The organism is Mesorhizobium sp. B2-3-6, assembly GCF_006442305.1.
Taxonomy (GTDB): domain Bacteria; phylum Pseudomonadota; class Alphaproteobacteria; order Rhizobiales; family Rhizobiaceae; genus Mesorhizobium.
The window spans coordinates 1-25,472 of sequence record NZ_VFVW01000007.1 but is presented as its reverse complement, the minus strand read 5'-3'; the positions used below and the strand labels follow the sequence as shown (position 1 = coordinate 25,472).

General features: G+C 63.9%; 27 protein-coding genes. 17 read left to right on the top strand and 10 right to left on the bottom strand.

Annotation, left to right across the window (positions count from 1 at the left end; translation table 11 throughout):
* Positions 1–8 precede the first annotated feature (8 nt).
* Together FJ953_RS20230 and FJ953_RS20225 are read left to right on the top strand one after the other, a co-directional pair.
* Positions 9–926 (top strand): SMP-30/gluconolactonase/LRE family protein, encoded by a 918-nt coding sequence (locus tag FJ953_RS20230; protein WP_140518068.1) that lies wholly within the window; start codon positions 9–11, stop codon positions 924–926.
* 23 nt (positions 927–949) lie between these two features.
* Positions 950–1,156, top strand: a complete 207-nt coding sequence (locus FJ953_RS20225) for a 4-oxalocrotonate tautomerase family protein (protein ID WP_013892236.1) — start codon at positions 950–952, stop codon at positions 1,154–1,156.
* A 3-nt stretch (positions 1,157–1,159) separates the two neighbouring features.
* On the opposite strand, the gene FJ953_RS20220 is transcribed toward FJ953_RS20225, so the two are convergent.
* From FJ953_RS20220 to FJ953_RS20185, 8 genes are all read right to left on the bottom strand, one after another.
* Positions 1,160–1,669, bottom strand: a complete 510-nt coding sequence (locus FJ953_RS20220; protein ID WP_281405130.1) for an NADPH-dependent FMN reductase — start codon at positions 1,667–1,669, stop codon at positions 1,160–1,162.
* Positions 1,670–1,712: 43 nt separating this feature from the next.
* Positions 1,713–2,333: a pyridoxamine 5'-phosphate oxidase family protein gene (locus FJ953_RS20215; RefSeq protein WP_140518070.1), complete on the bottom strand. Its 621-nt coding sequence runs from the start codon at positions 2,331–2,333 to the stop codon at positions 1,713–1,715.
* A gap of 24 nt (positions 2,334–2,357) precedes the next feature.
* Positions 2,358–3,032 (bottom strand): septation protein A, encoded by a 675-nt coding sequence (locus FJ953_RS20210; RefSeq protein WP_140524974.1) that lies wholly within the window; start codon positions 3,030–3,032, stop codon positions 2,358–2,360.
* A 51-nt stretch (positions 3,033–3,083) separates the two neighbouring features.
* Positions 3,084–4,916: a signal recognition particle-docking protein FtsY gene (gene ftsY, locus FJ953_RS20205; RefSeq protein WP_140566685.1), complete on the bottom strand. Its 1,833-nt coding sequence runs from the start codon at positions 4,914–4,916 to the stop codon at positions 3,084–3,086.
* Positions 4,917–4,928: 12 nt separating this feature from the next.
* Positions 4,929–6,254 (bottom strand): tRNA (N(6)-L-threonylcarbamoyladenosine(37)-C(2))-methylthiotransferase MtaB, encoded by a 1,326-nt coding sequence (mtaB, locus tag FJ953_RS20200; protein ID WP_140524972.1) that lies wholly within the window; start codon positions 6,252–6,254, stop codon positions 4,929–4,931.
* Entirely contained in the window at positions 6,254–7,138 is an 885-nt protein-coding gene (dapF, locus tag FJ953_RS20195) for a diaminopimelate epimerase (RefSeq protein ID WP_140624932.1), read from the bottom strand. The genes mtaB and dapF overlap by 1 nt, the downstream gene beginning before the upstream one ends.
* A gap of 72 nt (positions 7,139–7,210) precedes the next feature.
* Positions 7,211–7,372: a DUF1328 family protein gene (locus FJ953_RS20190; protein ID WP_140492827.1), complete on the bottom strand. Its 162-nt coding sequence runs from the start codon at positions 7,370–7,372 to the stop codon at positions 7,211–7,213.
* 86 nt (positions 7,373–7,458) lie between these two features.
* Positions 7,459–8,469 carry an MBL fold metallo-hydrolase gene (locus FJ953_RS20185; protein WP_140624931.1) on the bottom strand — a complete coding sequence of 337 codons (1,011 nt, stop codon included), beginning with the start codon at positions 8,467–8,469 and terminating at the stop codon, positions 7,459–7,461.
* Positions 8,470–8,598: 129 nt separating this feature from the next.
* On the opposite strand from FJ953_RS20185, the gene FJ953_RS20180 reads away from it, so the two are divergent.
* The 3 genes from FJ953_RS20180 (at position 8,599) to zapE (ending at position 11,005) form a co-directional block, all read left to right on the top strand.
* Entirely contained in the window at positions 8,599–9,042 is a 444-nt protein-coding gene (locus FJ953_RS20180) for a hypothetical protein (protein WP_140518076.1), read from the top strand.
* 136 nt (positions 9,043–9,178) lie between these two features.
* Positions 9,179–9,718 carry a protease inhibitor Inh/omp19 family protein gene (locus tag FJ953_RS20175; protein WP_140492818.1) on the top strand — a complete coding sequence of 180 codons (540 nt, stop codon included), beginning with the start codon at positions 9,179–9,181 and terminating at the stop codon, positions 9,716–9,718.
* Between the two features lie 27 nt (positions 9,719–9,745).
* The gene (gene zapE, locus FJ953_RS20170) at positions 9,746–11,005 is read left to right on the top strand and encodes a cell division protein ZapE (protein ID WP_140624930.1); all 1,260 of its coding nucleotides are present in this window, start codon (positions 9,746–9,748) and stop codon (positions 11,003–11,005) included.
* Positions 11,006–11,026: 21 nt separating this feature from the next.
* Here the strand turns inward: zapE and FJ953_RS20165 are convergent, their stop codons facing one another.
* A complete protein-coding gene (locus FJ953_RS20165) occupies positions 11,027–11,455 on the bottom strand; it encodes a GNAT family N-acetyltransferase (protein WP_140492811.1) in 429 nt (142 codons plus the stop codon).
* Positions 11,456–11,691: 236 nt separating this feature from the next.
* On the opposite strand from FJ953_RS20165, the gene mdh reads away from it, so the two are divergent.
* The 12 genes from mdh (at position 11,692) to lpdA (ending at position 23,606) form a co-directional block, all read left to right on the top strand.
* Positions 11,692–12,660, top strand: coding sequence for a malate dehydrogenase (mdh, locus tag FJ953_RS20160; RefSeq protein ID WP_140492808.1), 969 nt, complete (start codon positions 11,692–11,694; stop codon positions 12,658–12,660).
* Between the two features lie 30 nt (positions 12,661–12,690).
* Positions 12,691–13,884: an ADP-forming succinate--CoA ligase subunit beta gene (gene sucC / locus FJ953_RS20155; protein ID WP_140492804.1), complete on the top strand. Its 1,194-nt coding sequence runs from the start codon at positions 12,691–12,693 to the stop codon at positions 13,882–13,884.
* A gap of 4 nt (positions 13,885–13,888) precedes the next feature.
* Positions 13,889–14,260, top strand: coding sequence for a cupin domain-containing protein (locus tag FJ953_RS20150; RefSeq protein WP_140624929.1), 372 nt, complete (start codon positions 13,889–13,891; stop codon positions 14,258–14,260).
* Between the two features lie 3 nt (positions 14,261–14,263).
* Positions 14,264–14,761 carry a DUF1579 family protein gene (locus FJ953_RS20145; RefSeq protein WP_140624928.1) on the top strand — a complete coding sequence of 166 codons (498 nt, stop codon included), beginning with the start codon at positions 14,264–14,266 and terminating at the stop codon, positions 14,759–14,761.
* A gap of 83 nt (positions 14,762–14,844) precedes the next feature.
* Positions 14,845–15,150, top strand: coding sequence for a hypothetical protein (locus FJ953_RS20140; RefSeq protein WP_140492797.1), 306 nt, complete (start codon positions 14,845–14,847; stop codon positions 15,148–15,150).
* On the top strand, positions 15,077–15,493 hold the full coding sequence (locus tag FJ953_RS20135; protein WP_033838548.1) for a PIN domain-containing protein: 417 nt from the start codon (positions 15,077–15,079) through the stop codon (positions 15,491–15,493). The genes FJ953_RS20140 and FJ953_RS20135 overlap by 74 nt, the downstream gene beginning before the upstream one ends.
* 26 nt (positions 15,494–15,519) lie before the next feature.
* The gene (gene sucD / locus FJ953_RS20130; protein ID WP_140624927.1) at positions 15,520–16,422 is read left to right on the top strand and encodes a succinate--CoA ligase subunit alpha; all 903 of its coding nucleotides are present in this window, start codon (positions 15,520–15,522) and stop codon (positions 16,420–16,422) included.
* 138 nt (positions 16,423–16,560) lie between these two features.
* Complete coding sequence (locus FJ953_RS20125; RefSeq protein ID WP_140624926.1) at positions 16,561–19,545, top strand: 2-oxoglutarate dehydrogenase E1 component; 2,985 nt, start codon at positions 16,561–16,563, stop codon at positions 19,543–19,545.
* Between the two features lie 47 nt (positions 19,546–19,592).
* Entirely contained in the window at positions 19,593–20,879 is a 1,287-nt protein-coding gene (gene odhB, locus FJ953_RS20120) for a 2-oxoglutarate dehydrogenase complex dihydrolipoyllysine-residue succinyltransferase (protein ID WP_140624925.1), read from the top strand.
* Positions 20,880–20,965: 86 nt separating this feature from the next.
* Entirely contained in the window at positions 20,966–21,424 is a 459-nt protein-coding gene (locus FJ953_RS20115; RefSeq protein ID WP_181171679.1) for a hypothetical protein, read from the top strand.
* On the top strand, positions 21,421–22,176 hold the full coding sequence (locus tag FJ953_RS20110) for an SDR family oxidoreductase (protein ID WP_140554849.1): 756 nt from the start codon (positions 21,421–21,423) through the stop codon (positions 22,174–22,176). The genes FJ953_RS20115 and FJ953_RS20110 overlap by 4 nt, the downstream gene beginning before the upstream one ends.
* A gap of 26 nt (positions 22,177–22,202) precedes the next feature.
* Positions 22,203–23,606, top strand: coding sequence for a dihydrolipoyl dehydrogenase (gene lpdA / locus FJ953_RS20105; protein ID WP_140554848.1), 1,404 nt, complete (start codon positions 22,203–22,205; stop codon positions 23,604–23,606).
* Positions 23,607–24,163: 557 nt separating this feature from the next.
* On the opposite strand, the gene FJ953_RS20095 is transcribed toward lpdA, so the two are convergent.
* Positions 24,164–25,231, bottom strand: coding sequence for a TraB/GumN family protein (locus FJ953_RS20095; protein ID WP_140492766.1), 1,068 nt, complete (start codon positions 25,229–25,231; stop codon positions 24,164–24,166).
* Positions 25,232–25,472 lie beyond the last annotated feature (241 nt).

Here is a 25,472-nt window from a genome sequence, read left to right as displayed (position 1 = left end):
AGGAAAGAATGGCCGCCGCCGACTACGAAATTCTCGATCCGCGTTTTGCGCGGCTGTTCAACGGCAATGCGCAAGTGGATAAGCTCTTCACCGGCTGCCGATGGGCGGAAGGGCCGGCCTGGTTCGCCGCCGGCCGCTATGTCGTCTGGTCCGACATCCCGAACAACCGCATGATGCGTTACGACGAGACCGACGGCAGCGTCAGCGTGTTTCGGCAGCCATGCGGCAATTCCAACGGCAACACCGTCGACCGGCAGGGCCGGCTGGTGACCTGCGAGCATTCGGGGCGCCGCGTCAGCCGCACCGAGTTCGACGGTTCGGTCACCACCATTGCCGCCAAATGGAAGGGCAAGCGGCTGAATTCGCCCAATGACGTGGTGGTCAAGTCGGACGGCTCGATCTGGTTCACCGATCCAACCTACGGCATCGACACCGATTACGAGGGCGACAGGGCCGAGAGCGAGATCGGCGCCTGCCATGTCTACCGGGTCGATCCCGGTACCGGCGATGTTGAGGCTGTCATCACCGACATGGTCAGGCCGAACGGGCTGGCTTTCTCGCTCGACGAGAGCAAGCTCTATGTCGTCGACACCGGCCGCACGCATGGCGCGCAGAACCCGGCGCATATGCGGGTATTCAATGTCGGCGAGGGCGGCAAGAAGGTCTCGGGTGAAAAAGTCTTCGCCGACTGCACCGCAGGCCTGTTCGACGGCTTCAGGCTCGACGATGCCGGGCGCATCTGGACCAGCGCCGCCGATGGCATCCATTGCTACGATCCGGACGGAACGCTGATCGGCAAGGTCAAGGTGCCCGAGGTGACGGCCAATTGCGTGTTCGGCGGCGCCAAGCTGAACTGTCTCTACATCGCCGGCACCACTTCGCTCTACATGGTCCGGCTGATGGTGAACGGCGCCAAGACCTACTGAGCTGAATTAAAGGGGAGGACGTCATGCCATTCGTCAACATCCGCATCGTCAAGGAAGTGATCGCCGCCGATCCGGCCGGCAAGAAAGCCGACATCGCCAAAAAAGTCACGGCGGCGATCATGGACGCCACCGGGCTCGGCAATGACGATGTCTGGGTGGTCTTCGAGGAGGTCAACGCCCGCGACTGGTATGTCGGCAAGACCGATGTCGAGACGCTGAGAAAAGGGTAGGCGCTAACGCGCGCGAATGAAATCCGCGAAAGCGGACAACGCATCGCGCATTGCCAACGCGTTCGCCTGCTCCCCCAGGACGGCCTCCACCTCAGCTGGCTTCTTGCCGAGCAGCCCGATCTCCAGCCCGCCGTCATGAAGCGCGAAGGACATGGTGCGCATGATCTCCGCCAATGCGGCGCGGGCATAGAGCGAGCGCGGCGAGGCGTGCACCAGCATGGCCGGCTTGTCGACGGCGGCATCGCGCGACACCAGCCAGTCGAGCGCATTCTTCAGGCCGCCCGGCACGCCATACGCATATTCCGGGCATGAGATGATGACGCCGTCGGCGGCGGTGACGGCATCGATCAGCCTGGACGCTTCGGACGGTGTCCGCTCACCCTCGTCGTCGGGGTTGAAGATCGGCAGCAGGCCGAGTCCTGGCGACGCGGCAGCCCTCTGGCGCGTTCCACGCCAGTGCCGCGACCAGGGCCGAGTTGGTGGAGGCTGCCCGCAGGCTGCCGGAAATGGCAAGGAGGTTCAGCAAGGCGACGCTCGGACGAATCTTCCGCGCACGCTACCACATCGTCTGCTTGTATTCGTCGTCCAGCCAGCGGTCGGTCGCCTCGGCCGAATCGGCGAGCGCCAGTTGGTCGCGCAGGATCTGACCGAGCGTCGGCAGCGTGGCGCGATCGTGCCAGCTCTCCGGCTTCCAAAGCTCGGAGCGCATGAAGGCCTTGGCGCAATGCATGTAGGCGGCCTTGACGGCGACCACGACGACGCTCTGCGGCTCCTTGCCGTCGACGGCCAGCCGTTCGCGCAAACCGGCGTCGACGGTGATGCGGGCGTCGCCATTGACGCGCAGCGTCTCGTTCATGCCGGGAATGAGGAACAGCAGCCCGACCGACGGGTTGAGCAGGATGTTCTCCAGCGTATCCAGCCGGTTGTTGCCGGGCCGGTCGGGGATGGCGATGGTCCTGTCGTCAAGCACGGCGGCGAATCCTGGCTTGTCGCCTTTGGGTGTCACATCGGCATTGCCTTCGCCGTCGGAGGAGCCGATCAGCACGAAGGGGCTCTTGCCGATGAAGGAGCGGCAATGGCCGTCCAGCGCCTTCAATTCTTTGCGGATCGAACCATCCGTCGGACGCGGCGTCTTGTAGATCGTCCGCAGCTCTTCGCGCGTGGTGACGAATTCCATGGCACTCCCCCCAATTTGCAGGCCTTATTTGCGGGCCTTCTCTTCGCCGCCGGTCTTGTCGTCCAGCGAATGGCGCAGGATCAGCGGCATCTGGCTGAAGGTGAACAGAAGCGTGATCGGCATGATGCCCCAGACCTTGAAGGTAACCCAGGCATCGGTCGAAAAATTCCGCCACACCACCTCGTTGACGAGGGCCAGGAACAGGAAGAACAGACCCCAGCGGAAGGTGAGTTTTCTCCAGCCCTCGGCATCGAGCCTGAAGGCGGAATCGAAGACGTAGCCAAGCAGAGATCTGCCGAAGAACAACCCTCCGAGCAGCACGCCGCCGAACAGCGTGTTGACGATGGTCGGCTTCATCTTGATGAAAATGTCGTCCTGCAGGTAGAGCGTCAACGCGCCGAAGATGAAGACGACGACGCCCGACACCATCGGCATGATCGGCAAGGTGCGCGTCAGCAGCCAGGACGCGACCAGCGCGATCGCGGTGGCGGCCATGAACAGGCCGGTGGCGACGAAGATCGGGCCGCCGAATTCCGCCAGCGCCGGGAATTTCTGCGTCAGCCATTCGCCTCGCGCATTGGCGAAAAAGAACACCAGCAGCGGCCCTAGCTCGAGAACGAGCTTGAGCAGCGGGTTGACGCCTTCCTTCTTCTCTTTCTGCGGGTCGGACGGATCGCGTTCGAGAATGGGTGGGTTCATATCTTCCTTCTTACGCACGATCCGGTTGAAGCAACTTCCGGGATCATGCCGTTACGCAACGCCAGCGATCGCCCTGGCGAATTCGCTTGCCGAGAACGGTTCGAGGTCGTCGACCTGTTCGCCGACGCCGATGAAATAGACCGGCAATCTGTGTTTTGCCGCGATCGCCACCAGAATACCGCCACGCGCCGTGCCGTCCAGCTTGGTCATCACCAGGCCGTTGACCCCGGCGACATTGCGGAAGATCTCGACCTGGTTGAGCGCGTTCTGGCCGGTGGTGGCGTCGACCGTCTGCAGCACGGTGTGCGGGGCTTCCGGATCAAGCTTGCCCAGCACGCGCACGATCTTTTCCAACTCGGCCATCAGCTCGGCCTTGTTTTGCAATCGGCCGGCGGTGTCGATGATCAGCACGTCGGAACCCGCTTCCTTCGCCTTCTCGAAGGCATCGTAGGCGAGGCCGGCGGCATCGGCGCCGAGCTTGGAGGCGATGACCGGCGATTTCGTCCGCTCGCCCCAGATCTTGAGCTGCTCGATGGCGGCGGCTCGGAAGGTGTCGCCGGCGGCCAGCATCACCGACAGGCCGCCATCGGTCAGTTTGGCCGCCAGCTTGCCGATGGTCGTGGTCTTGCCGGTGCCGTTGACGCCGACCACCAGGATGACATGCGGTTTGTGGCTGAGGTCGAGTTCCAGCGGCAGGGCGACGGGGGTCAGCACCTTCTCGACCTCCTGCGCCATCACGGTGCGGACCTCGGCGTCGGAGACATCCTTGCCGTAGCGGCTGGCGGCCAGCGAATCGGTGACGCGCAAGGCGGTCTCCAGCCCGAGATCGGCGCGGATCAGCACGTCCTCCAGGTCCTGCAGCGTGTCGTCGTCGAGCTTGCGCTTGGTGAAGACGCCGGCAATGTTGCCCGACAATTCGCGCGAGGAACGGGCAAGCCCGTCCCGCATGCGCTGGAACCAGGAGCGCCGCGGCGCCGGCTCCGGCGCCTTCTGCGGCTCGGCCTTCTGCTCCACTTTTTTGGCGACCGTCACCTTGACGGGAGCGGGCGTGGGCTTCGGCGGCGCGGGAACTGCCTCAGGTTCCGGCGCGATCTCGGCGCGCACAGGCTGCGGCTCGATCGGCGCAGGCTGGCGAATTGGCGGCGAGATTTCGGCGGCAGTTTCGGCACTGGGTGCCAGGTTCTCGACAGGCTGGCGCCCCTCACCCTTACCCTCTCCCCATGAAGGACGGAGAGAGGGAGGCGTTGGCGATGGAACTTCTTCCTTCTCCCCGTCACTATACGGGGAGAAGGCGCCGGCAGGCGGATGAGGGGGGGCGCCGGCCTGTGACGGCTGCGCCGAAGACGGTGTCGTAGGAATCTCGATTGGCGCCGGTGTCTCGACCGGAACTTCGGCGGGCGTCGGTACTTCGGCGGGTGCCGGTTCCGGCAGCTGCTCCGGGCGCGACGGGACAATTTCCGGCTCGGCGGGCGCTGGCGGCGGTACCTCCTGCGGCCGCGGTTCGGGCGCAGGCTCCGGAATGGCCGGAGGTGTCGGAACTTCCTCAGGTGCCGGCGGCTCCGGGCGCTCGGGCGTCGGTGCCGGTTCCTCCTCCGGCCGCGGCTCCGGCAGCGGTTCCGGCTCGGGCGGAACAGTCGGCTCCGGCACCGGCGGAATGGCCGGGGCAGGCTCGGGTGTCGGCTCCTCGGGCGGCGCGGGCTCGACGGGAGGCTGAGCCTGGGTCTCCTCCCGCTTCAGGAATTCCGGAACGGCCTGCTCGGCCGCCGGCTTCAGCGTGTCGAGCTGATCCCATTTGATCGGCGGCAGCGGGGCGGTCTCGTCGACGCGCTCCTCGACGACCTCCTTCTTGCCGAACGAAAATATCTTCTTGAAGAACCCGGCCATCTCTTGCGTTTCTCAGGCGGCGCGGGCGGCAAGCGGAGCCGCGATCAGCCGGGCGCCGTCATGACCGGTGACTGTTGCTTCGACGATCTCGCCCGGCGCGCCGGTGGCGAGCGCGGCGAGCGTAAACCCTTCGGTGCGGCCGAGCCCGTCGCGCTCGATCAGGATCGACTGGCGCGTTCCGGAGAGCGACGACAGATGGCGGCGATATGCCGTCTCGCCGGCGGCGCGCAGGCGGGCTGCCCTCTGCTTGATCACTTCGCGGCGGACCTGCGGCATGCGCGCGGCGGGCGTGCCTTCGCGCGGCGAAAACGGAAAGACGTGCAGGTGGGTCAGCCCGCATTCCTCGACGATCTTTGCCGAATTTTCGAACATCGCCTCCGTCTCGGTCGGGAAGCCGGCGATGATGTCGGCGCCGAAGACGACGTCGGGGCGCAGCTTGCGCACGTCTTCGCAGAAGCGGATCGACTGATCGCGCAGATGCCGACGCTTCATGCGCTTCAAAATCATGTCATCGCCCGATTGCAGCGACAGATGCAGATGCGGCATCAGCCGCGGCTCGGTGGCGATGGCGTCGAGCAAATCGTCGTCGGCCTCGATGGAATCGATGGAGGAGAGGCGCAGGCGCTTCACGTCCGGCACCTGGCGCAGGATCGTCTTCACCAGCCTGCCGAGTTTCGGCGCACCCGGCAGGTCGGCGCCGAAACTGGTCATGTCGACGCCGGTCAGCACGATCTCGGCATAGCCGTTGCCGGTGAGCCGCTTGACCTGTTCGACCACGGCGCCCATCGGCACCGAGCGTGAATTGCCGCGGCCATAGGGGATGATGCAGAAGGTGCAGCGGTGGTCGCAGCCATTCTGCACCTGCACGAAGGCGCGTGCCCTGCCCTCGATGGCATCGACCATATGGCCGGCGGTCTCGCGTACGGAGAAGATGTCGTTGACGCGCGCCTTCTCGCTGTCGTTGACGCCGAAATCCGGCAGCGCGCGATAGGAATTGGCCTTCAGCTTCTCCTCATTGCCAAGGACGAGATCGACCTCGTCCATGGCCGCGAAATTCTGCGGCTCGGTCTGCGCCGCGCAGCCGGTGACGATGATGCGAGCTTCGGGGTTGTCGCGGCGCGCCTTGCGGATCGCCTGTTTGGCCTGGCGGACCGCTTCGCCGGTGACGGCGCAGGTGTTGAAGATGACGGCGCCGCCAGCCAGCCCACCGAGGCCCGCAGTTTCGGCCTCGCGCCGCATCACCTCGGATTCATAAGTGTTCAGCCGGCAGCCGAAGGTCACCAGTTCGATGCGATTGGGGCCCTTCCCCACATCGCCATCCTTGAAAGGAGCGGGCATCAGGCCGCGCTTTCGGTGTCGCGCGCCCAGGCGCCGCTCGAGGGATCGAAGCTGCCGGAAAACTCCCATTCGGCCGCACCGGTCAGGATGACATGGTCGTTTTCAAGCCATTCGACGTGCAGCGAGCCGCCGCCGGGGGTCAGTAGATTGACGCTGCGCCCGGTGCGCCGGGTGCGGGCCGCAGCCACGACGGCGGCGCAGGATGCCGTGCCGCAAGCCTTGGTCAGGCCGGCGCCGCGTTCCCAGGTGCGGATGATCATGCTGTCGGGCGAGGTCACCTGCGCGATGGTGATGTTGGCGCGCTCGGGGAAGATCGGATGGTTTTCGAGCAGCGGTCCGAAGCGGTCGAGTTCGTAGGACCAGACGTCGCGGTCGACCCAGAAGATGGCATGCGGATTGCCCATGGAGACGACCGAGGGCGAATGCAGCACCGGGGCGTCGATCGGGCCGACCTGCAATTCGATCATGCGGGTATCGCGAAACTCCTCAGCGAGCGGAATGTCCCGCCAGCCGAAGTGCGGCGTGCCCATGTCGACCGAGATCGAGCCGTCGGCATGTTCCTGCGCGTTGAGGATTCCGGCGACGGTCTCGAAGGTGAATGTCTTTTGTCCGGTCTCGGCCGCCAGCGCCTGGACGACGCAGCGCATGCCGTTGCCGCAGGCCTGCGCGCCCGAGCCGTCCGAATTCAATATGTCGATGAAATAGGCCGTACCCGGCGTCCGCGCCTCATGGATCGCCATGATCTGGTCGAACCGCGTCGAGGCCTCGGCGTTGAGCGCGATCGCAGCTGTCGGCGTCACCCGGTCGGCACGGCCGCGCATGTCGGCAACGATGATCTCGTTGCCGATGCCGTTCATCTTGGCGAAAGGGGCGGTGCCTGCCATTTCTTCCGGTCATTCCGTACTGTTTGCCGCTATATGGCGGAAAAGGGCGGGAATTACCAGTGCATCGCGCCTTCAGGTGACGGCGAAGACGCCGAGCACGATCAGCAGGAATATGATCAGCACGATACCGATCAGGATGCGCGCGCCGGTGGCGGCCGCACCTGCTAATGCCGGCATGCCGAGCAGGCTCGCAGCGGCGGCGATAATCAGGAGAATGATGATCCATCTGAGCATGGAAATGCCTCGCGGAGCGATAGAATTTGACCCCATCTACAAACGCGCCGGTGGCGCTTGGGTTCCGTGGCCGCAACCAGTCCCGGTCAGATCTGCGGCACATCCCAGACCTCGCCCGGCCGCAAGGCGCGAAAACGCTCCGGCGGCAGGCCCTCGGCCTCCAGCGCCTCGTCGAGCTTGCGTGCGGGCTCGTCGATCGGCTCGTCGGTGAGCTGGAACGTGCCCCAATGGCAACCGGCCGCATAGGCGGCGTTGCACAATGTCATGCCTTGCACCGCCTCCTCCGGGTTCTGATGCTGCGAGGCCATGAACCAGCGCGGCTCATAGGCGCCGATCGGCAGGATGGCGAAGCGGAAGCCGCCGTGCTTGTGAGCTATGAGCCGGTAGTTGATGCCATCATGGAAGCCGGTATCGCCCGCGAAATAGATCCGGCCGGCCGGCGTCTCGATGACGAAGCCGGCCCACAGCGCCATGCGCCGGTCGCGTGTGCCGCGCGCCGACCAGTGATGCGCCGGCTCGACATGGACGGCCACGCCATCGCCGATGTCGACCCTGTCGCCCCAGTCATGCGCCGAGAGCCGCATGCCGGGAACCGCCCCGCCAATCAGGACGTCATTGCCGAACGGGGTCACCACCAGCGGGTCGTGCCTGGCCTTGAGCTGCTTCAGCGTCGGGATGTCGAGATGGTCGTAGTGATTGTGACTGATCAGCACGAGATCGATCGGCGGCAGGTCGGCCAGGGCGATGCCCGGCGCGTTGACGCGTTTCGGCCCGACGAAGGAGAACGGCGAGGCCCGCAGCGACCATACCGGATCGGTGAGGATGTTCAGGCCCGCGGTCTGGACCAGCAGCGTGGAATGACCGACCATGGTCACGGTCAGGCCGGCGCCCTCGACACGTGCGGACGGCTTTGCCTGCAAAAAGGGACTCGGATTGGTGGCCGGCCATTTCGAGCGTTGGCCGTTGAACTGCCATTTCAGCAGATCGGCGAAACGCGCCGGCGGCTGGCCGCCGGGATTGAAGAACAAGGTTCCGTCGAAATGATCGCTGGGCGGGCCGTTATAGTAGCGATTGGCGGCTTTCGGTCTCGCAGCCAATTTGCGGCTCCAGCGAATTTCGTCTTGATAGACATAGCCCTTGTGCCGGCTGGCGCAAGCGTTTGCCGGCCGAATGCCAACGGCCCGGGCGGCCGGCTTGAGTAGGATTGGATTGGGGAGGACGATGCCATGGCGATGAAGCGGACCAGGACACCATGGATGAAGGCCGGGGATTTCGGCCGCTCGCTGGCGCGCGGCATCGGCGTCAACCTGCTGGTGAGCGACATGGCGGCCATGGAAGCCTTCTGCCGCGACGTGCTCGGCGCCGATATCATCTATGCCGACGAGGATTTCGCGGCGATCGAGCTGCTGGGCTCGGTGTTCATGCTGCACGCCGACCATTCCTATCTCGACAATGCCATGACAGGGACGATCGCCGGCGCCGAGACACGCGGCGCCGGCGTCGAGCTGCGCCTTTACGGCGCCAATCCGGATGCGGTCGAGGCCGCCGCGCGCGATCACGGCCACATCGTGCTGGCCGGAGCGATCGACAAGCCGCACGGCCTGCGCGAGAGCTATGTCGTCGGACCGGACGGCTATATATTCGTGCCGAGCGCTCCGCTGGCCGGATGATAGCGACAAATTTGCAACAATTCTTGGCGCAAACCCTATTTTAACCATATCGGGTTGAAATTTCGCCACCTTCTCCATCTTGGTGGAGGGCGACATTGTGCGGACGGCAGCCCCGCCGGATCCGACGGAGGTTGGAATGACTTTTTCGAAAACAGCCCTGGTGGCCGTATCGCTGGCGGCGCTCGTTGCGAGCGGCTGCTCAACGTCACGGTTTTCCTCGATGGACGACCAGCAGCCGGCGCCGCTGCAGCCAGCACCGTCCGGGCAAGTGACGGCCAACCAGTTGCCGCCTCCGGCCTCTCCCGGCACCACCGATCCCTCGCAATTCCCGACCGCGCCGCAGAACAGCCAGGTCGCCTCCTTGCCGCCGGACGGTTCGGCGCCGGCGGGTGCGCCGGACCTGACCGCGGCCAGTGTCGCCGGCGTATGGAACGCCAGCGTTTCCGGTCAGAGCTGCAAGGTGGCGACGCCGCAGACCAAATTCGGCGCCGGTTTCCGCGCCGGACCGCTGCATTGCCCGGCGCCGATCGACGGCATCAAGTCGTGGAACGTCGCCGGCAAGCAGTTGACGCTTTACGATGAGAATGGCGGCACGCTGGCACGGCTATATTCCTCGGGCGGCTCGAAATTCGACGGCCAGACTTCCAATGGCCTGCCGATCTCGCTTACAAGGTAAGCCAATCCCTCGACAACGACGTGACCTATGCATCTGCGTGACGGCCTCCAGACCCATGTGACCGTCAGGCAGCGTTACGACCATCTGGTCGACGCCGGTGCCATCGAGCGCGATCCGGCGCAGGAGCGGATCGTCACCGCTCTCGACCGGCTGGTATCAGAGATTTCGGTGAAGCGGCTGGCGCACAAATCGAGCGCGCTTGGCTGGCTCTTCGCCCGCAGGCGCGAGACGCACGAGGCGGTCAAGGGCCTCTACATCCATGGCGGCGTCGGCCGCGGCAAGACCATGTTGATGGACTTGTTCTTCGAGCTGCTGCCGGTACGGCGCAAGCGCCGCGTGCATTTCAACGACTTCATGGCCGAGGTGCAGGACCGCATCCAGAAGCACCGGCAGGAGCGCAAGGACGGCACGGTGAGGGAAGACGATCCGATTCCGCCGGTGGCGCGGGCGCTTGCCGAACAGGCCTGGGTACTGTGTTTCGACGAGTTCTCGGTCACCGACATCGCCGATGCGATGATCCTGTCCCGGCTGTTTTCGGCGCTGTTCGCCAGCGGCGTGGTGCTGGTGGCGACGTCGAACGTGGCACCGGAAAATCTCTATCGCGACGGGCTGAACCGTCAGCTTTTCCTGCCCTTCATCGGCATATTGGAACGGCACGCGCAGGTGCTCTCGCTCGATGCCGACAAGGACTATCGGCTGGAAAAGCTTGCCCGTACGCCGGTCTATGTCACGCCCACCGATGCGGCGGCCGATGAGGCGATGGACGCGGCTTGGCAAACGATGACGCGCGGCGCGCCGACGGCCGAGACGTTGCTTGCCGTCAAAGGCCGGCAGCTGGCCGTTCCGCGCGCCGCCGGCGACGCGGCGCGTTTTTCCTTCGCCGATCTGTGCGAGAAGCCACTCGGCGCGCGCGACTATCTGGCCCTTGCCGACCGCTTCTCGACCATCTTTATCGACCACATTCCGGTGCTGGGTGAAGGCCGGCGCAACGAGGCCAAGCGCTTCATCCTGCTGGTCGACACGCTCTACGACCATCACATCAGGCTGGTGGTAAGCGCGGAAGCGCCGCCGCAGCAACTCTATGTGGCCAAGCGCGGCGTCGAGGTGTTCGAGTTCGAACGCACGGCTTCGCGGCTGATCGAGATGCAGAGCCGCGACTGGCTGGAGGATTGGGCGGAGCGGCGGAAGGCGAAGACGACGCCGGAGGCGCGGCAGGCGCCGGCTACGCCGCCTTTGTCCCAGGGCGGAGCGACGCAAAGCGAAGCGCGCACCCTAGGACGAAGATAGGCCGAACTCCTGTCAGCCTCGCTACAGTTGATAAACATACATGAGGAAGCTCTCTGCTGACTCGTGCGTCTCCTCGCGCGACTCGTAAAGCGCGCGGGCGGCACGGTTGTCCGGCTCGGTGCCGACCCAGGCTTCTTCGCAGCCATTCTCCCTGCCGATCGCAAACATCGCGTCGAGCATCTTTCGCGCGATGCCCTGGCGCTGGAAGGCCGGCGATACGCCGACCTCGTCGATGTAGAGCTCCGTCGCCTTGTCGGGATGACGGTGAATGATGGCGGCGCATTGACCGACGGTCACGCCGTCGGCGAGCGCCACGACCATGAAGTGGCCGGGTTCCCTGAGATAGACTGCCAATCGATCTGGCCTGACCGGTTCGTCGAACACATCCTCGGCGACCCGCATCACAAGGGCGTCATTGCCGGCATCAAGTCTTACGATCTCCATCTTCATCGTGTAGATTTTCCCCAGTCGAGTTTTCAAACTTTTACGTTTACGTAATTCCCGGTCACTCTAACCGATTGAAAACGCTCGCTCCAAAATAATCGTTTGAATTTACGCGGCGCCGGGGCTATTGGGTGCGGCGAAATCTCGCGGGATCCCCGCAGCATTCCGGTCTCTTCCTCGACGCCGTCATCAGATCGTCAGCGATTTGAGCGACATCACGAACAAAGGGAAACTATCCTGACATGGCACGCAACAAGATAGCGCTTATCGGCTCTGGCATGATCGGCGGCACGCTCGCTCACATGATCGGCCTCAAGGACCTCGGCGACGTGGTTCTGTTCGATATTGCCGAAGGCATCCCGCAGGGCAAGGGGCTCGATATTGCGCAATCGTCGCCGGTCGACGGGTTCGATTCCAGGCTGACCGGCGTCAACGACTATGCCGGGATCGAAGGGGCGGACGTCTGCATCGTCACCGCCGGCGTGCCGCGCAAGCCGGGCATGAGCCGCGACGATCTGCTCGGCATCAACCTCAAGGTCATGGAACAGGTCGGCGCCGGCCTGAAGAAGTACGCGCCGAAGGCCTTCGTCATCTGCATCACCAATCCGCTGGATGCGATGGTCTGGGCGCTGCAGAAGTTTTCCGGCCTGCCCAACACCCATGTCGTGGGCATGGCCGGCGTGCTTGACAGCGCTCGCTTCCGCTATTTCCTGGCCGAGGAGTTCAAGGTCTCGGTCGAGGACGTCACCGCCTTCGTGCTCGGCGGCCATGGCGATTCCATGGTGCCGATGATCCGCTATTCGACGGTTGCAGGCATTCCTCTGCCCGATCTCGTCAAGATGGGCTGGACCTCGAAGGAGAAGCTCGACCAAATCGTGCAGCGCACCCGCGACGGCGGCGCCGAGATCGTCGGCCTGTTGAAGACCGGCTCGGCCTATTATGCGCCGGCCGCATCGGCGATCTCGATGGCCGAAGCCTATCTCAAGGACAAGAAGCGTGTGCTGCCTTGCGCGGCCCACCTTTCCGGCCAGTATGGCGTGAAGAACACCTATGTCGGCGTTCCCGTGGTGATCGGCGCCGGTGGCGTCGAGCGCGTCATCGAGATCGAGCTTTCCAAGCCAGAGCAGAAGATGTTCGATAGCTCGGTAGCGGCGGTGCAAGGCCTGACCGAGGCCTGCGTCAAGATCGCGCCGCAACTCGCCTCGAAGTGAACCCCAGCAGCTGATCCGGAGACGATCCAGATGAACATCCATGAATATCAGGGCAAGGCGCTGCTGAAGGGCTTTGGCGCGCCGGTGGCCCAAGGCGTGCCGGTGTTCAAGGCCGATGAGGCGGAAGCCGCCGCCAAGGCGCTGCCCGGCCCGCTCTATGTGGTGAAGAGCCAGATCCATGCCGGCGGCCGCGGCAAGGGCAAGTTCAAGGAGCTCGGGCCTGACGCCAAGGGCGGCGTGCGGCTGGCCAAGTCGGTCGCCGACGTCGTCGCCAACGCCAACGAGATGCTCGGCCACACGCTGGTGACCAAGCAAACCGGCCCGGCCGGCAAGCAGGTCAACCGGCTCTATATCGAGGATGGCGCCGATATCGAGCGCGAGCTCTATCTGTCTGTTCTGGTCGACCGTTCGGTCGGCCGCATCGCCTTCGTCGTCTCGACCGAAGGCGGCATGGACATCGAGGCGGTCGCCCACGACACGCCGGAAAAGATCATCACCGTCGCCATCGATCCGGAAAAGGGCGTTACCGCGGATGACGTGAAGAAACTCAATGGCGCGCTGAAGCTCGACGGCGATGCTGCCAGGGACGGCGGCACGCTGTTCCCGATCCTCTACAAGGCCTTCGTCGAGAAGGACATGAGCCTGCTCGAGGTCAATCCCCTGATCGTCATGAAGAACGGCCGGCTGCGCGTCCTCGACGCCAAGGTGTCGTTCGACAACAACGCGCTGTTTCGCCATCCGGATGTGCTCGAGCTGCGCGACACCACCGAAGAGGACGAGAAGGAGATCGAGGCGTCGAAATACGACCTCGCCTATGTCGCGCTCGACGGCAATATCGGCTGCATGGTCAATGGCGCCGGCCTCGCCATGGCGACGATGGACATCATCAAGCTCTACGGCGCCGAGCCGGCCAACTTTCTCGATGTCGGCGGCGGCGCGTCGAAAGAAAAGGTGACGGCGGCCTTCAAGATCATCACCAGGGATCCGGCGGTCAAGGGCATCCTGATCAACATCTTCGGCGGCATCATGAAATGCGACATCATCGCCGAGGGCGTCATCGCCGCGGTCAAGGAAGTCGGCCTGAAAGTGCCGCTGGTCGTGCGCCTGGAAGGCACCAATGCCGAACTCGGCAAGAAGATCATCAACGACAGCGGCCTCAACGTCGTGTCGGCCGACGATCTCGACGACGCCGCCAAGAAGATCGTGGCGGCGGTGAAGGGCTGATCAAGTGCCTCCGCGCAAGATAAATCTCGTCGAGGCGGCGGATGCGAAGATCGCGGAGGTCTTCGATCCGCATGTCGCCGGCGACGTCAATGACAGCCAGGCGAAGGTCGCCAAGTTCGGCGCGGTTTTCGACTGGCACGCCCATGACAGCGAAGACGAAGCCTTCCTCGTGCTGCGCGGCCGCATCGCCATCGATTTCCGCGACGGTCCGGTCGAGCTCGGCGAAGGCGATTTCATCGTCGTGCCGCGCGGCGTCGAGCACCGGCCGCGTTCGCTGACACCGGAACCGGTGGTGCTGATGTTCGAGCCGGCGACGACGCTCAACACCGGCAACGCCAAGAGCGCTCTCACCGTCACCGACCTGAAGCGGCTCTGAGCCATGAACGCGGCCTCCTTCTCCTCGCTCTCGGCCGATCACCAGCGCCTGCAGGCGCTGGTCGGCGCGTGGCGCGGCGAGGAAGAGGTCGCGGACACACAATGGGCCGATGGCGGCTCAGCGACTTCGGAAGTACTGGCAGAAGCACAGTTCGGCGGCCTGTTCGTAGTGCAACGCTATCGCCAGCGCCGCGACGGGACGATTTCGTTCGGCGCGCACAGCGTGTTCGGCTTCGACCGGCAAAACAGCCTTGTCACCATGCATCAGTTCGATTCGATGGGCTTTGTGCCGGCCTCGCCGGCCTCCGGCACGTGGGAGGGCAACACACTGACGCTGTTGCGCTCGTCGCCGCGCGGGGCCGCACGCGTGACCTACGCTTTCGACGGCAGCGACAGCTATCGCATGCGACTGCAATTCCAGCCCGTCGGCAGCGACGGCTGGCAAGACATGATGAGCGGCCTTTACCGGCGCGTCCCGCCTTCCGTTTTGGGGGATGGCTGAGCGATGGAAATCCTGGGCAAAGCGGTTGAAGAAAGACACATAATCACACATATATTGGCTGTGCGTTTATGTGGAGACGAGCGATGAAGAACGTCACCCTGGCCATGGACGAGGCACTGCTTGAGAAGGCGCGAGGCCTTGCCGGACGTCGCAAGACGACGCTCAACGCCCTCATTCGTTCACTGCTTGCGCATGAAGTCGAGCAGGAAGATCGGATTGCCTGGGCCAAGGCGGGAATGAAGCGGCTTATGGACGAGGCTGCGAAACGGAGCGACAGCGCCGACACCCCCTACAAGTGGGATCGAAGGGACGCCTATGCCGACCGGGAAGATCGACTGCTTTCTCGACACGAACGTCCTGATCTACGCGGCTTCGGAGAAGAATCGTGACCCACGTCGCGCGCCAATCGCAGAAGACCTGGTATCGAGCACTGTCTTTGGCGTGTCGGGGCAAACCTTGGCCGAATTCACAGCGGTGGCGCGAGGAAAATCCCTTCTGGGGGATGATCTGCTCGACCAATGGCTGGTTCTCCTCGGCACTTGTCCGCTGGTGCCTGTCGACGAAAGCTATGTTCGCGCAGGACTGGACCTCGCACGCCGCTACGGAATTCACTACTACGACGCCGCGCTTCTTGCCGCAGCCGGATATCTCGGCGCGCCGATTTTCTACACCGAAGATCTCAACCACAACCAGGTTTATGGCTCGGTGCGAGCCGTCAATCCTTTCTTGTAATCGCTGAATTCAGAGGCGTTCTCACCATGTCCATTCTCGTCGACAAGAACACCAAGGTGCTCGTGCAGGGCCTGACCGGCAAGACCGGCACCTTCCACACCGAACAGGCGCTGGCCTATCACGGGACCAAGATGGTCGGCGGCATCCATCCCAAGAAGGGCGGCGAGACCTGGACCGGCGCCAAGGGCGAGAACCTGCCGATCTTCGCCACCGTCGCCGAGGGCAAGGCCAGGACCGGCGCCAACGCTTCCGTCGTCTATGTGCCGCCGGCGGGTGCTGCCGAAGCCATCATCGAGGCCATCGAGGCCGAAATCCCGCTCATCGTCTGCATCACCGAAGGCATTCCCGTCATGGACATGATCAAGGTCAAGGCGCGGCTCGACCGTTCGACGTCGCGGCTGATCGGCCCGAACTGTCCCGGCGTGCTCACCCCCGACGAATGCAAGATCGGCATCATGCCCGGGAACATCTTCCGCAAGGGTTCGGTCGGTGTTGTTTCGCGCTCGGGAACGCTTACCTATGAAGCCGTGTTCCAGACCACCAATGTCGGCCTCGGCCAGACCACCGCCGTCGGCATCGGTGGCGATCCCGTCAAAGGCACCGAATTCATCGACGTGCTCGAAATGTTCCTCGCCGACGACGAGACCAGGTCGATCATCATGATCGGCGAGATCGGCGGCTCGGCCGAGGAAGACGCCGCGCAGTTTCTCAAGGACGAGGCCAAACGCGGCCGCCGCAAGCCGATGGCGGGCTTCATCGCCGGACGCACGGCGCCGGCCGGCCGCACCATGGGCCATGCGGGCGCGGTCATCTCGGGCGGCAAGGGCGGCGCCGAAGACAAGATCGCGGCAATGGAATCGGCCGGGATAAAAGTTTCGCCATCGCCGGCCCGGCTGGGCACGACGTTGGTCGAGGCAATTAAGGGCTAGTGAGTAGTCAATAGTGAGTAGTGAAAAGGGAAGAACGGGTGAGTAGCAGCTGAACGGGAAAGTCTTCATTTTTCCTACTCCTTACTGACTACTCACTATTCCCCTCGAAAGGAGACGGAGCCAGGCTCCGCAGACAAAATGGCACGACAAGATCAGGCCAACGACCAATTTTCGCTCACCTCTTTCCTCTATGGCGGCAATGCCGATTATATCGACGCGCTCTATGCGGCGTATGAGGACGATCCAGCCTCGGTCAATCTCGAATGGCAGGAGTTCTTCGCCGGCCTGAAGGACGATGCCGGGGATGTCCGCAAGAACGCCAAGGGCGCCTCGTGGGCCAAGCCCTCCTGGCCTCTGCAGGCCAATGGCGAGCTGGTATCGGCGCTCGACGGCAATTGGGGCCTGGTCGAAAAGCACATCGAAAAGAAGGTCAAGGAGAAGGCTGCCGCCAACGGTGCCGCCCCTTCCGACGCCGACGTGCACCAGGCGACGCGCGATTCCGTGCGCGCCATCATGATGATCCGCGCCTATCGCATGCGCGGCCATCTGCACGCCAATCTCGACCCGCTCGGCATCGCCACGCTCGAGGATTACAACGAGCTGTCGCCAGAGAATTACGGCTTCACCGAAGCCGACTACGACCGGCCGATCTTCCTCGACAATGTGCTCGGGCTCGAATTCGGCACCATCCGCCAGATGCTCGACATCCTGACCCGCACCTATTGCTCGACGCTGGGCGTCGAGTTCATGCATATCTCCGATCCGGAAGAGAAAGCGTGGATCCAGGCGCGCATCGAGGGCGCCGACAAGGAGATTTCCTTCACCGCGACCGGCAAGAAGGCGATCCTGCAGAAACTGATCGAGGCCGAGGGCTTCGAGCAGTTCGCCGACGTCAAGTTCAAAGGCACCAAGCGCTTCGGCCTCGACGGCGGCGAAGCGCTGATCCCGGCGCTGGAGCAGATCGTCAAGCGCGGCGGTCAGCTCGGGCTGAAGGAGATCGTGCTCGGCATGGCGCATCGCGGCCGCCTCAACGTACTCTCCCAGGTGATGGCCAAGCCGCATCGCGCCATCTTCCACGAATTCAAGGGCGGCTCGGCCGCACCCGACGAGGTCGAGGGCTCGGGCGACGTCAAATACCATCTTGGCGCCTCGTCGGACCGCGAGTTCGACGGCAACAAGGTGCATCTGTCGCTGACCGCCAATCCCTCGCATCTTGAAATCGTCGACCCGGTGGTGATGGGCAAGGCGCGCGCCAAACAGGATTATCTGTTCGGCCGTGGCCGCGAGGAGATCGTGCCGCTGGAAGAGCGGGCCAAGGTGCTGCCGCTTTTGCTGCATGGCGACGCCGCCTTTGCCGGCCAGGGCGTCATTGCCGAAATCCTCGGCCTGTCCGGCCTGCGCGGCCACCGCGTTGCCGGCACGCTGCATTTCATCATCAACAACCAGATCGGTTTCACCACCAATCCGCGCTTCTCGCGCTCGTCGCCCTACCCGTCCGACGTCGCCAAGATGATCGAGGCGCCGATCTTCCACGTCAACGGCGACGATCCGGAGGCCGTGGTGCACGCCGCCAAGGTGGCGATCGAATTCCGCATGAAATTCCACAAGCCTGTCGTGGTCGACATGTTCTGCTACCGCCGCTTCGGCCACAATGAGGGCGACGAGCCGGCCTTCACGCAGCCGATCATGTACCGCAACATCCGCAACCATAAGACAACGGTGCAGATCTATGCCGACCGGCTGATCGCCGAAGGCCACTTGACGCAGGCCGAGTTCGACAAGCTCAAGGCCGACTGGCGGGAGCATCTGGAATCCGAGTGGGAAGTCGGCCAGCATTACAAGCCCAACAAGGCCGATTGGTTGGATGGCGCCTGGTCGGGCCTGCGTACGGCCGACAACCAGGATGAACAGCGGCGCGGCAAGACCGCGGTGCCGGCCAAGACACTGAAGGAGATCGGCAAGAAGCTGACCGAGGTGCCGAAGAATTTCGAGGCGCACAAGACGATCATCCGCTTCCTCGAAAACCGCCGCCAGGCCATCGAATCCGGCGAAGGCATCGACTGGTCGACGGCCGAGGCGCTGGCTTTTGGCGCCATCCTGCTCGACGGCAACCCGATCCGCCTCTCCGGGCAGGATTCGGAGCGGGGTACCTTCTCGCAGCGCCATTCCGTGCTCTACGACCAGCGCGACGAGACCCGCTACATCCCGCTCAACAATCTGTCGGCGGCGCAGGCCGGCTATGAGGTCATCAACTCAATGCTGTCCGAAGAAGCCGTGCTCGGCTTCGAATATGGCTACAGCCTGGCCGAGCCTAAGGCGCTGACGTTGTGGGAAGCTCAGTTCGGCGACTTCGCCAACGGCGCCCAGGTGGTGTTCGACCAGTTCATATCCAGCGGAGAGCGCAAGTGGCTCCGGATGTCGGGCCTCGTCTGCCTGCTGCCGCATGGTTATGAAGGCCAGGGACCGGAACATTCGTCTGCCCGGCTCGAGCGTTTCCTGCAGCTCTGCGCCGAGGACAACATGCAAGTGGCCAACTGCACGACGCCGGCCAACTACTTCCATATATTGCGCCGGCAGTTGAAGCGCGACTTCCGCAAGCCGCTGATCCTGATGACGCCGAAGTCGCTGCTGCGCCACAAGCGGGCGGTGTCGACGCTGCCGGAAATGTCGGGCGAAAGCTCGTTCCACCGGCTGCTGTGGGACGATGCCCAGCTCTTGCCCAACCAGGCCATCAAGCTGACCAAGGATTCCAAGATCCGCCGTGTCGTGCTGTGCTCGGGCAAGGTCTATTACGACCTCTACGAGGAGCGCGAGAAACGCGGCATCAACGACATCTATCTGCTGCGTGTCGAACAACTCTACCCGTTCCCGGCCAAGGCGCTGATCACCGAACTGTCGCGCTTCCGCAATGCCGAAATGGTGTGGTGCCAGGAGGAACCCAAGAACATGGGCGCCTGGTCGTTCATCGACCCGTATCTGGAATGGGTGCTGGCGCATATCGACGCCAAGCACCAGCGGGTGCGCTACACCGGCCGGCCGGCATCCGCCTCGCCGGCGACCGGGCTTATGTCCAAGCATCTCGCCCAGCTCGCCGCCTTGCTCGAAGACGCGCTCGGCGAGTAGGCAGAGTTGAGCGAATAGAACAGACAGACAACAAACGGACAGGCACAATGGCTACCGAAATCCGCGTTCCCACTCTCGGCGAATCCGTCACCGAGGCAACCATCGGCAAATGGTTCAAGAAGGTGGGCGATGCCATTGCCGCCGACGAGCCGCTGGTCGAGCTCGAAACCGACAAGGTGACGGTCGAGGTTCCCTCGCCAGGCGCCGGAACCTTGGGCGAGATCGCCGCCAAGGAGGGCGAGACGGTCGGGGTCGGCGCGCTTCTGGGCTCCATTTCGGCCGGCGGCGCCGCCGCACCGGTCACCAAGCCGCAAGCCGTGGCGCAGGCATCCAGCCCCGATGCGGCGCAGACCACCAAGCAGGCTGCCGCCGAGACCGCCAAGGTCGCCGGCGACGCCGGTCCGGTCGAGCCGCGCACCATGCCGCCGGCGCCCTCAGCGGCGAAACTGATCGCCGAGAACAATCTGTCGGTCGACCAATTGTCCGGCTCCGGCAAGCGCGGCCAGGTGCTGAAGGGCGACGTGCTCGACGCCGTCTCCAAGGGTGCGCCGTCGCAGCCGGCCGAAACGCCGAAGGCGGCTCCGGTCTCGGCGGCGCCTGTCTCTGCCCATGCGCCGTCCTCAGGCGACGATGCGGCGCGCGAGGAGCGCGTGCGCATGACCAAGCTGCGCCAGACCATCGCGCGCCGGCTCAAGGAAGCGCAGTCGACCGCCGCCATGCTCACCACCTTCAACGAGGTGGACATGTCAGCGGTGATGGCGCTCAGGACCAAGTACAAGGACGTGTTCGAGAAGAAGCACGGCGTGAAGCTCGGCTTCATGGGCTTCTTCACCAAGGCCGTCACCCATGCCTTGAAGGAAATCCCCTCGGTCAACGCCGAGATCGATGCCACCGATATCATCTTCAAGAACTACGCCCATATCGGCGTCGCCGTCGGCACCGAGAAGGGTCTGGTCGTTCCGGTGGTGCGCGATGCCGACCAGATGTCTATCGCCGAGATCGAGAAGGAGATCGGCCGGCTCGGCATCGCCGCGCGGGACGGCAAGCTGTCGGTTGCGGACATGCAGGGCGGCACGTTCACGATTTCCAATGGTGGCGTCTACGGGTCGCTGATGTCGACGCCGATCCTCAACGCGCCGCAGTCGGGCATTCTGGGCATGCACAAGATCCAGGATCGGCCCGTCGTGGTCGGCGGCCAGATCGTGATCCGGCCGATGATGTATCTGGCGCTGAGCTACGATCACCGCATCGTCGACGGCAAGGAAGCGGTGACTTTCCTGGTGCGCGTCAAGGAAAGCCTGGAGGATCCGGAACGGCTGGTGCTTGATCTGTGAGGCGGTCGGATGGCGGCTCGCGGTCGGAGTAGCCAATAATGGCCCTGTTCCCTGGGCCTGCCGGACCGATAGCGCTGGCGGCCGGTATGGCATTCGCCGCTGTCCACGCTAATGCCGCATGCCCGACCGAACTCGCCGTCTACGGCGATGCCCAGAGCGGCAGTGAGATCAATTTTACGCCGACCGGCACGTCGGCGACCGTCACCAACACGTTCCGCTTGATCCTCGACAACGATGTGGTGCTGAACGGCATCGTCCAATGGAACGAAGGTGTTTCGCGACCGAACGGGGCGCTGATGTACAAATGCCCGGGAGGCGACGTTACCGGCACCGAGCTTGCCGCCTGCACCTTGTGGAACGGCGTCATCTATACGTCGGATGAAAAGGGCAGCATCGGCCTGTTGCCGGCCGAAGGCGTCGAAGCACCGAAGACGCTGATCCTGCCCGATCTCGGTCCGGTGTTGCATCAATCCACCGCCTATGGCGGCGCCGGGTTTTCGAAAGTGCCGTCGGACGTGTTTGCCTTGAAGGGATGCCAGGAATGAGCGGGACGCAAAAGGTGCTGCTGGTCACCGGTGGCAGCCGCGGCATCGGCGCCGCGATCTGCCGGCTCGGGTCGAAGGCTGGCTATCGCGTAGCGGTCAACTACACCTCCCACCAGACCGCCGCCGAGGCACTGGTCGGCGAAATCAAGGCCGCAGGCGGCGAGGCCTTTGCGGTCAGGGGCGATGTCGGCGTCGAATCCGATATCGTTGCCATGTTTGAAGCCGTCGACCGCGGCTATGGCCGGCTCGATGCTTTCGTCAACAATGCCGGCATCGTCGACGTCAAGGCGCGGGTCGATGAGATGGATGTTTCACGGCTGGAGCGCATGATGCGCATCAATGTCGTGGGGTCGTTCCTCTGCGCCCGCGAAGCGGTGAAGCGGATGTCGAGCCGTCACGGTGGGTCGGGTGGATCCATCGTCAACATCTCGTCGGCTGCGGCAGTTCTGGGCTCGCCGGGCGAATATGTCGACTACGCCGCGTCCAAGGGCGCGATCGACACCTTCACCATGGGGCTCGCCCGAGAGGTGGCGCTGGAAGGCATCCGCGTCAATGCGGTGCGGCCGGGCATCATCGATACCGAAATCCATGCCTCGGGTGGACAGCCGGACCGGATAGAACGCTTCCGCGATCTTCTGCCGATGAAAAGAGCCGGCACCGCGGATGAAGTCGCGGGCGCGGTTCTCTACCTGTTGTCCGATGCCGCGTCCTATACGACCGGCGCGATCCTGAACGTCAGCGGCGGCCGCTGAGCGCCCCAAGAAAAAGGGAAACAAACATGGCTTATGACGTCGTAATCATCGGCTCGGGACCGGGCGGCTATGTCTGCGCCATCAAGGCGGCGCAGCTCGGGCTGAAGGTCGCGGTGGTCGAGAAGAACCCGACCTTCGGCGGCACCTGCCTCAACATCGGCTGCATTCCGTCCAAGGCGTTGCTGCATGCCTCCGAGATGTTCGCCGAAGCCGGCCACTCCTTCGACACACTGGGTGTCGAAGTGACACCGAAGCTCAATTTGAAGAAGATGATGGCGCACAAGGACGCCACGGTGACGGCGAACGTCAACGGCGTCGCCTTCCTGTTCAAGAAGAACAAGATCGATAGTTTTCGCGGCATCGGCACGGTGGTCGCGGCGGGCAAGGTGTCGGTGACGAGCGAGGACGGCAAGGTCGAGGAAATCGAGACGAAGAACATCGTCATCGCCACCGGCTCGGATGTCGCCGGCATTCCTGGCGTCACGGTCGACTTCGACGAAAAAGTCATCGTGTCCTCGACCGGCGCGCTGTCGCTGGACAAGGTGCCCGGCCATCTCGTCGTGGTCGGCGGCGGCGTCATCGGGCTCGAGCTCGGCTCGGTCTGGGCGCGGCTCGGCGCCAAGGTCACCGTGGTCGAATTCCTCGACACCATCCTCGGCGGTATGGACGGTGAGGTCTGCAAGCAATTCCAGCGGCTGCTCTCCAAACAGGGCTTCGAATTCAGGCTCGGCGCCAAGGTCACCGGCGTCGCCAAGGCCAAGAAGGGCGCCAGCGTCACTTTCGAGCCTGTGAAAGGCGGCGCGGCCGAGACGATCGAGGCCGACATGGTGCTGATCGCCACCGGCCGCCGCGCTTTCGCCGACAGCCTGGGCCTGAAGGAAGCGGGCGTCGAGGTCGATGAGCGCGGCCGGGTCAAAACCGACGCGCACCTCAGGACCAACGTACCAGGCATCTATGCCATCGGCGATGTCATCGCCGGGCCGATGCTGGCGCACAAGGCCGAGGATGAGGGCGTGGCAGTGGCCGAGACCATTGCCGGCCAGGCCGGCCATGTGAACTATGACGTCATTCCGAGCGTCGTCTACACCAGCCCGGAGATCGCTTCGGTCGGCAAGACCGAGGAAGAATTGAAGAAGGCCGGCATCGACTACAAGGTCGGGAAATTCCCGTTCACCGCCAATGGCCGGGCGCGCGCCATGCTGCACACCGACGGCTTCGTCAAGATCCTGGCCGACAAGGCCACCGACCGCGTGCTCGGCGTTCACATCGTCGGCTTCGGCGCCGGCGAGATGATCCACGAGGCGGCGGTGCTGATGGAATTCGGCGGCTCGTCGGAAGATCTCGCCCGCACCTGTCATGCCCATCCGACCATGTCGGAAGCAGTGAAGGAAGCGGCATTGGCGACGTTCTTCAAGCCGATCCATATTTAGAACGATCCAGGAAAACCGTGACACGGTTTTCCCGGGAAAAGCGCGTAGCGCTTTCCCTGAGGGAATTGCCTCCTTGCCTGCCCAAACAGAACGGCCCACCGGAAGGCGGGCCGTTCTTCGTTGAAAGCCGTGGCCCGGATTACTGGGCCGGTGCGGGAGCTGGGGCCGGGGCAGGAGCCGGTGTCGCCGGTGCAGGAGCAGGCGCGGGTGCCGGGGCAGGCGCGGGTGCCGGTTCGGCGGGCTTCATCGGTTCCGCGGGCGCTGGGGCCGGGGCCGGTGTGCTCGCGGCCGGCGGTTCGGTCGCCGGATGCTCACCACTTCTTCCGAAAACATAATACGCGACAATCGCCAGAATAACGACGACCAATGCAATCAGCCAAGGGCTGCCGCCGCCACCTGATCTGGGCGTGTCGTTTGATGGATTCGCCATAAAAGTGTCCTCCGTGGATGAAAATGATCAATCAACAGCCATCAACGCGCAACCGTTGATGGGGTTTCACGCTAGGGAAGGAAAGCGCCGAAAACGCGGCGCACGGTTCCTCCGCTGCCCACGCGACTCAATCGACAGCGGTGACAGTATAGCCGGCTTTGCGGAAATCCTCGACCAGGCCCTCGGGACCGGGCAGATGCAGCGCGCCGACGGCGATGAAGGCACTGCCTTTGGCGAGGAATGGTCCGGCATGATCGACCATCGCCTTGTTGCGGCTGGTGATCATGGTCTGCTCGAACGCCGCGTAGCCTGTCGCGTCGCCCGTCTCGCCGGGCAGCACGGCGCGAAACAGCGGCCAGAACATGCCGGTCTCGCCGCGCTGGTAGAGCACGATCATGGTTTCGTTGACGTCGTTCATCTTGTCGCCGAGCTTCAGCGTGTCGACCAGTCCCTTCATGTGGAACGCCATCGGCAGCGAAGCCATGGCGCGCAGCTGGTCGACGACGGTTTCCAGCCCTTCGACGGATTTGCCGGAGGCCTTGGCATCCTCGGCAAGCTTGACGTCGAGCACCGGCGCGCCGCCCGCCTTGCGGGCGAGCTCGCAGGCTGGAAGCGCCACCATGGCCGACAGCATCCACGGCTTCATCTTGGCGACGGTTGCCGGCGGGATGCCGCGTTCGTCGAGCGCCTTGTCGACCGCCGCGGCGTCGTCGGGCGACAGCAGCGACGACAGCGTGGTGCTGTCGGTGAACATCATCAGCTCCGGCTGCTTGAGCAGGGCCGCCATCATCTTCTGCTGGTCGAGCACTTCGGTGGTCTCGATGACGATGGTGCCGGCGCCGTCATAGGCCTTCTGCGCCGCCGGCGGCAGCGCTGTGACGCGCGGGTCGGTCATATGCATGGTGCCGAACAGGAAGGACGGCTGTTCGCCCGTCTTCTCCAGCTTCCACAGCAGGCCCTTGCCGTTCGGCGTTGCGGCGGCTTCCGCCTCGATCTTGCGGTAGGTGGACGGGTCACTTTTCTGCAACGCCGACAGCATGTCGGCGCCGGTGCAGGACGGGATTTCGGCATGCGCCTTGCCCGCCGCAAACAACAGGACGGCGAGCAGAGACAGGAAGAACAGCACATGGAACGCCAGGAGCAGCTTCAGCGAGAAGAGCGCAGCGCGGTCGGCGATGACGATGACCCGTTTCATGGTCCTTTCCTAAGCTGGAAAAACGGCAAAACGGTTAACCCGGAGAACGAAATTGTCTTCGGTTCAATCAGTTTTGACTATCGCTCGAATTACTGAACGGCTTGCGGTTGGTTGAGCCGCCCACCCCTCATCATCCCGTGGCGAAGTCCGGAAGCCTCGCGCAACCCCAATACTTCACGCCCTCGGGTGAGCCGATTCATAGATCTCCAACAGCCTCGACGTATCGACGCCGGTGTAGATC

What these genes read in the sequence shown, in the direction of transcription:
- FJ953_RS20230 (WP_140518068.1), top strand. Translation starts at nt 9, where the DNA reads ATGGCCGCCGCCGACTACGAAATTCTCGATCCGCGTTTTGCGCGGCTG.
- sucC (WP_140492804.1), top strand. Translation starts at nt 12,691, where the DNA reads ATGAACATCCATGAATATCAGGGCAAGGCGCTGCTGAAGGGCTTTGGC.
- FJ953_RS20110 (WP_140554849.1), top strand. Translation starts at nt 21,421, where the DNA reads ATGAGCGGGACGCAAAAGGTGCTGCTGGTCACCGGTGGCAGCCGCGGC.
- FJ953_RS20145 (WP_140624928.1), top strand. Translation starts at nt 14,264, where the DNA reads ATGAACGCGGCCTCCTTCTCCTCGCTCTCGGCCGATCACCAGCGCCTG.
- odhB (WP_140624925.1), top strand. Translation starts at nt 19,593, where the DNA reads ATGGCTACCGAAATCCGCGTTCCCACTCTCGGCGAATCCGTCACCGAG.
- FJ953_RS20140 (WP_140492797.1), top strand. Translation starts at nt 14,845, where the DNA reads ATGAAGAACGTCACCCTGGCCATGGACGAGGCACTGCTTGAGAAGGCG.
- lpdA (WP_140554848.1), top strand. Translation starts at nt 22,203, where the DNA reads ATGGCTTATGACGTCGTAATCATCGGCTCGGGACCGGGCGGCTATGTC.
- sucD (WP_140624927.1), top strand. Translation starts at nt 15,520, where the DNA reads ATGTCCATTCTCGTCGACAAGAACACCAAGGTGCTCGTGCAGGGCCTG.
- FJ953_RS20125 (WP_140624926.1), top strand. Translation starts at nt 16,561, where the DNA reads ATGGCACGACAAGATCAGGCCAACGACCAATTTTCGCTCACCTCTTTC.
- FJ953_RS20115 (WP_181171679.1), top strand. Translation starts at nt 20,966, where the DNA reads ATGGCATTCGCCGCTGTCCACGCTAATGCCGCATGCCCGACCGAACTC.
- dapF (WP_140624932.1), bottom strand. Translation starts at nt 7,138, where the DNA reads ATGGCAGGCACCGCCCCTTTCGCCAAGATGAACGGCATCGGCAACGAG.
- FJ953_RS20095 (WP_140492766.1), bottom strand. Translation starts at nt 25,231, where the DNA reads ATGAAACGGGTCATCGTCATCGCCGACCGCGCTGCGCTCTTCTCGCTG.
- FJ953_RS20175 (WP_140492818.1), top strand. Translation starts at nt 9,179, where the DNA reads ATGACTTTTTCGAAAACAGCCCTGGTGGCCGTATCGCTGGCGGCGCTC.
- FJ953_RS20210 (WP_140524974.1), bottom strand. Translation starts at nt 3,032, where the DNA reads ATGAACCCACCCATTCTCGAACGCGATCCGTCCGACCCGCAGAAAGAG.
- FJ953_RS20165 (WP_140492811.1), bottom strand. Translation starts at nt 11,455, where the DNA reads ATGAAGATGGAGATCGTAAGACTTGATGCCGGCAATGACGCCCTTGTG.
- zapE (WP_140624930.1), top strand. Translation starts at nt 9,746, where the DNA reads ATGCATCTGCGTGACGGCCTCCAGACCCATGTGACCGTCAGGCAGCGT.
- mtaB (WP_140524972.1), bottom strand. Translation starts at nt 6,254, where the DNA reads ATGCCCGCTCCTTTCAAGGATGGCGATGTGGGGAAGGGCCCCAATCGC.
- FJ953_RS20225 (WP_013892236.1), top strand. Translation starts at nt 950, where the DNA reads ATGCCATTCGTCAACATCCGCATCGTCAAGGAAGTGATCGCCGCCGAT.
- FJ953_RS20215 (WP_140518070.1), bottom strand. Translation starts at nt 2,333, where the DNA reads ATGGAATTCGTCACCACGCGCGAAGAGCTGCGGACGATCTACAAGACG.
- mdh (WP_140492808.1), top strand. Translation starts at nt 11,692, where the DNA reads ATGGCACGCAACAAGATAGCGCTTATCGGCTCTGGCATGATCGGCGGC.
- FJ953_RS20135 (WP_033838548.1), top strand. Translation starts at nt 15,077, where the DNA reads ATGCCGACCGGGAAGATCGACTGCTTTCTCGACACGAACGTCCTGATC.
- FJ953_RS20190 (WP_140492827.1), bottom strand. Translation starts at nt 7,372, where the DNA reads ATGCTCAGATGGATCATCATTCTCCTGATTATCGCCGCCGCTGCGAGC.
- ftsY (WP_140566685.1), bottom strand. Translation starts at nt 4,916, where the DNA reads ATGGCCGGGTTCTTCAAGAAGATATTTTCGTTCGGCAAGAAGGAGGTC.
- FJ953_RS20180 (WP_140518076.1), top strand. Translation starts at nt 8,599, where the DNA reads ATGGCGATGAAGCGGACCAGGACACCATGGATGAAGGCCGGGGATTTC.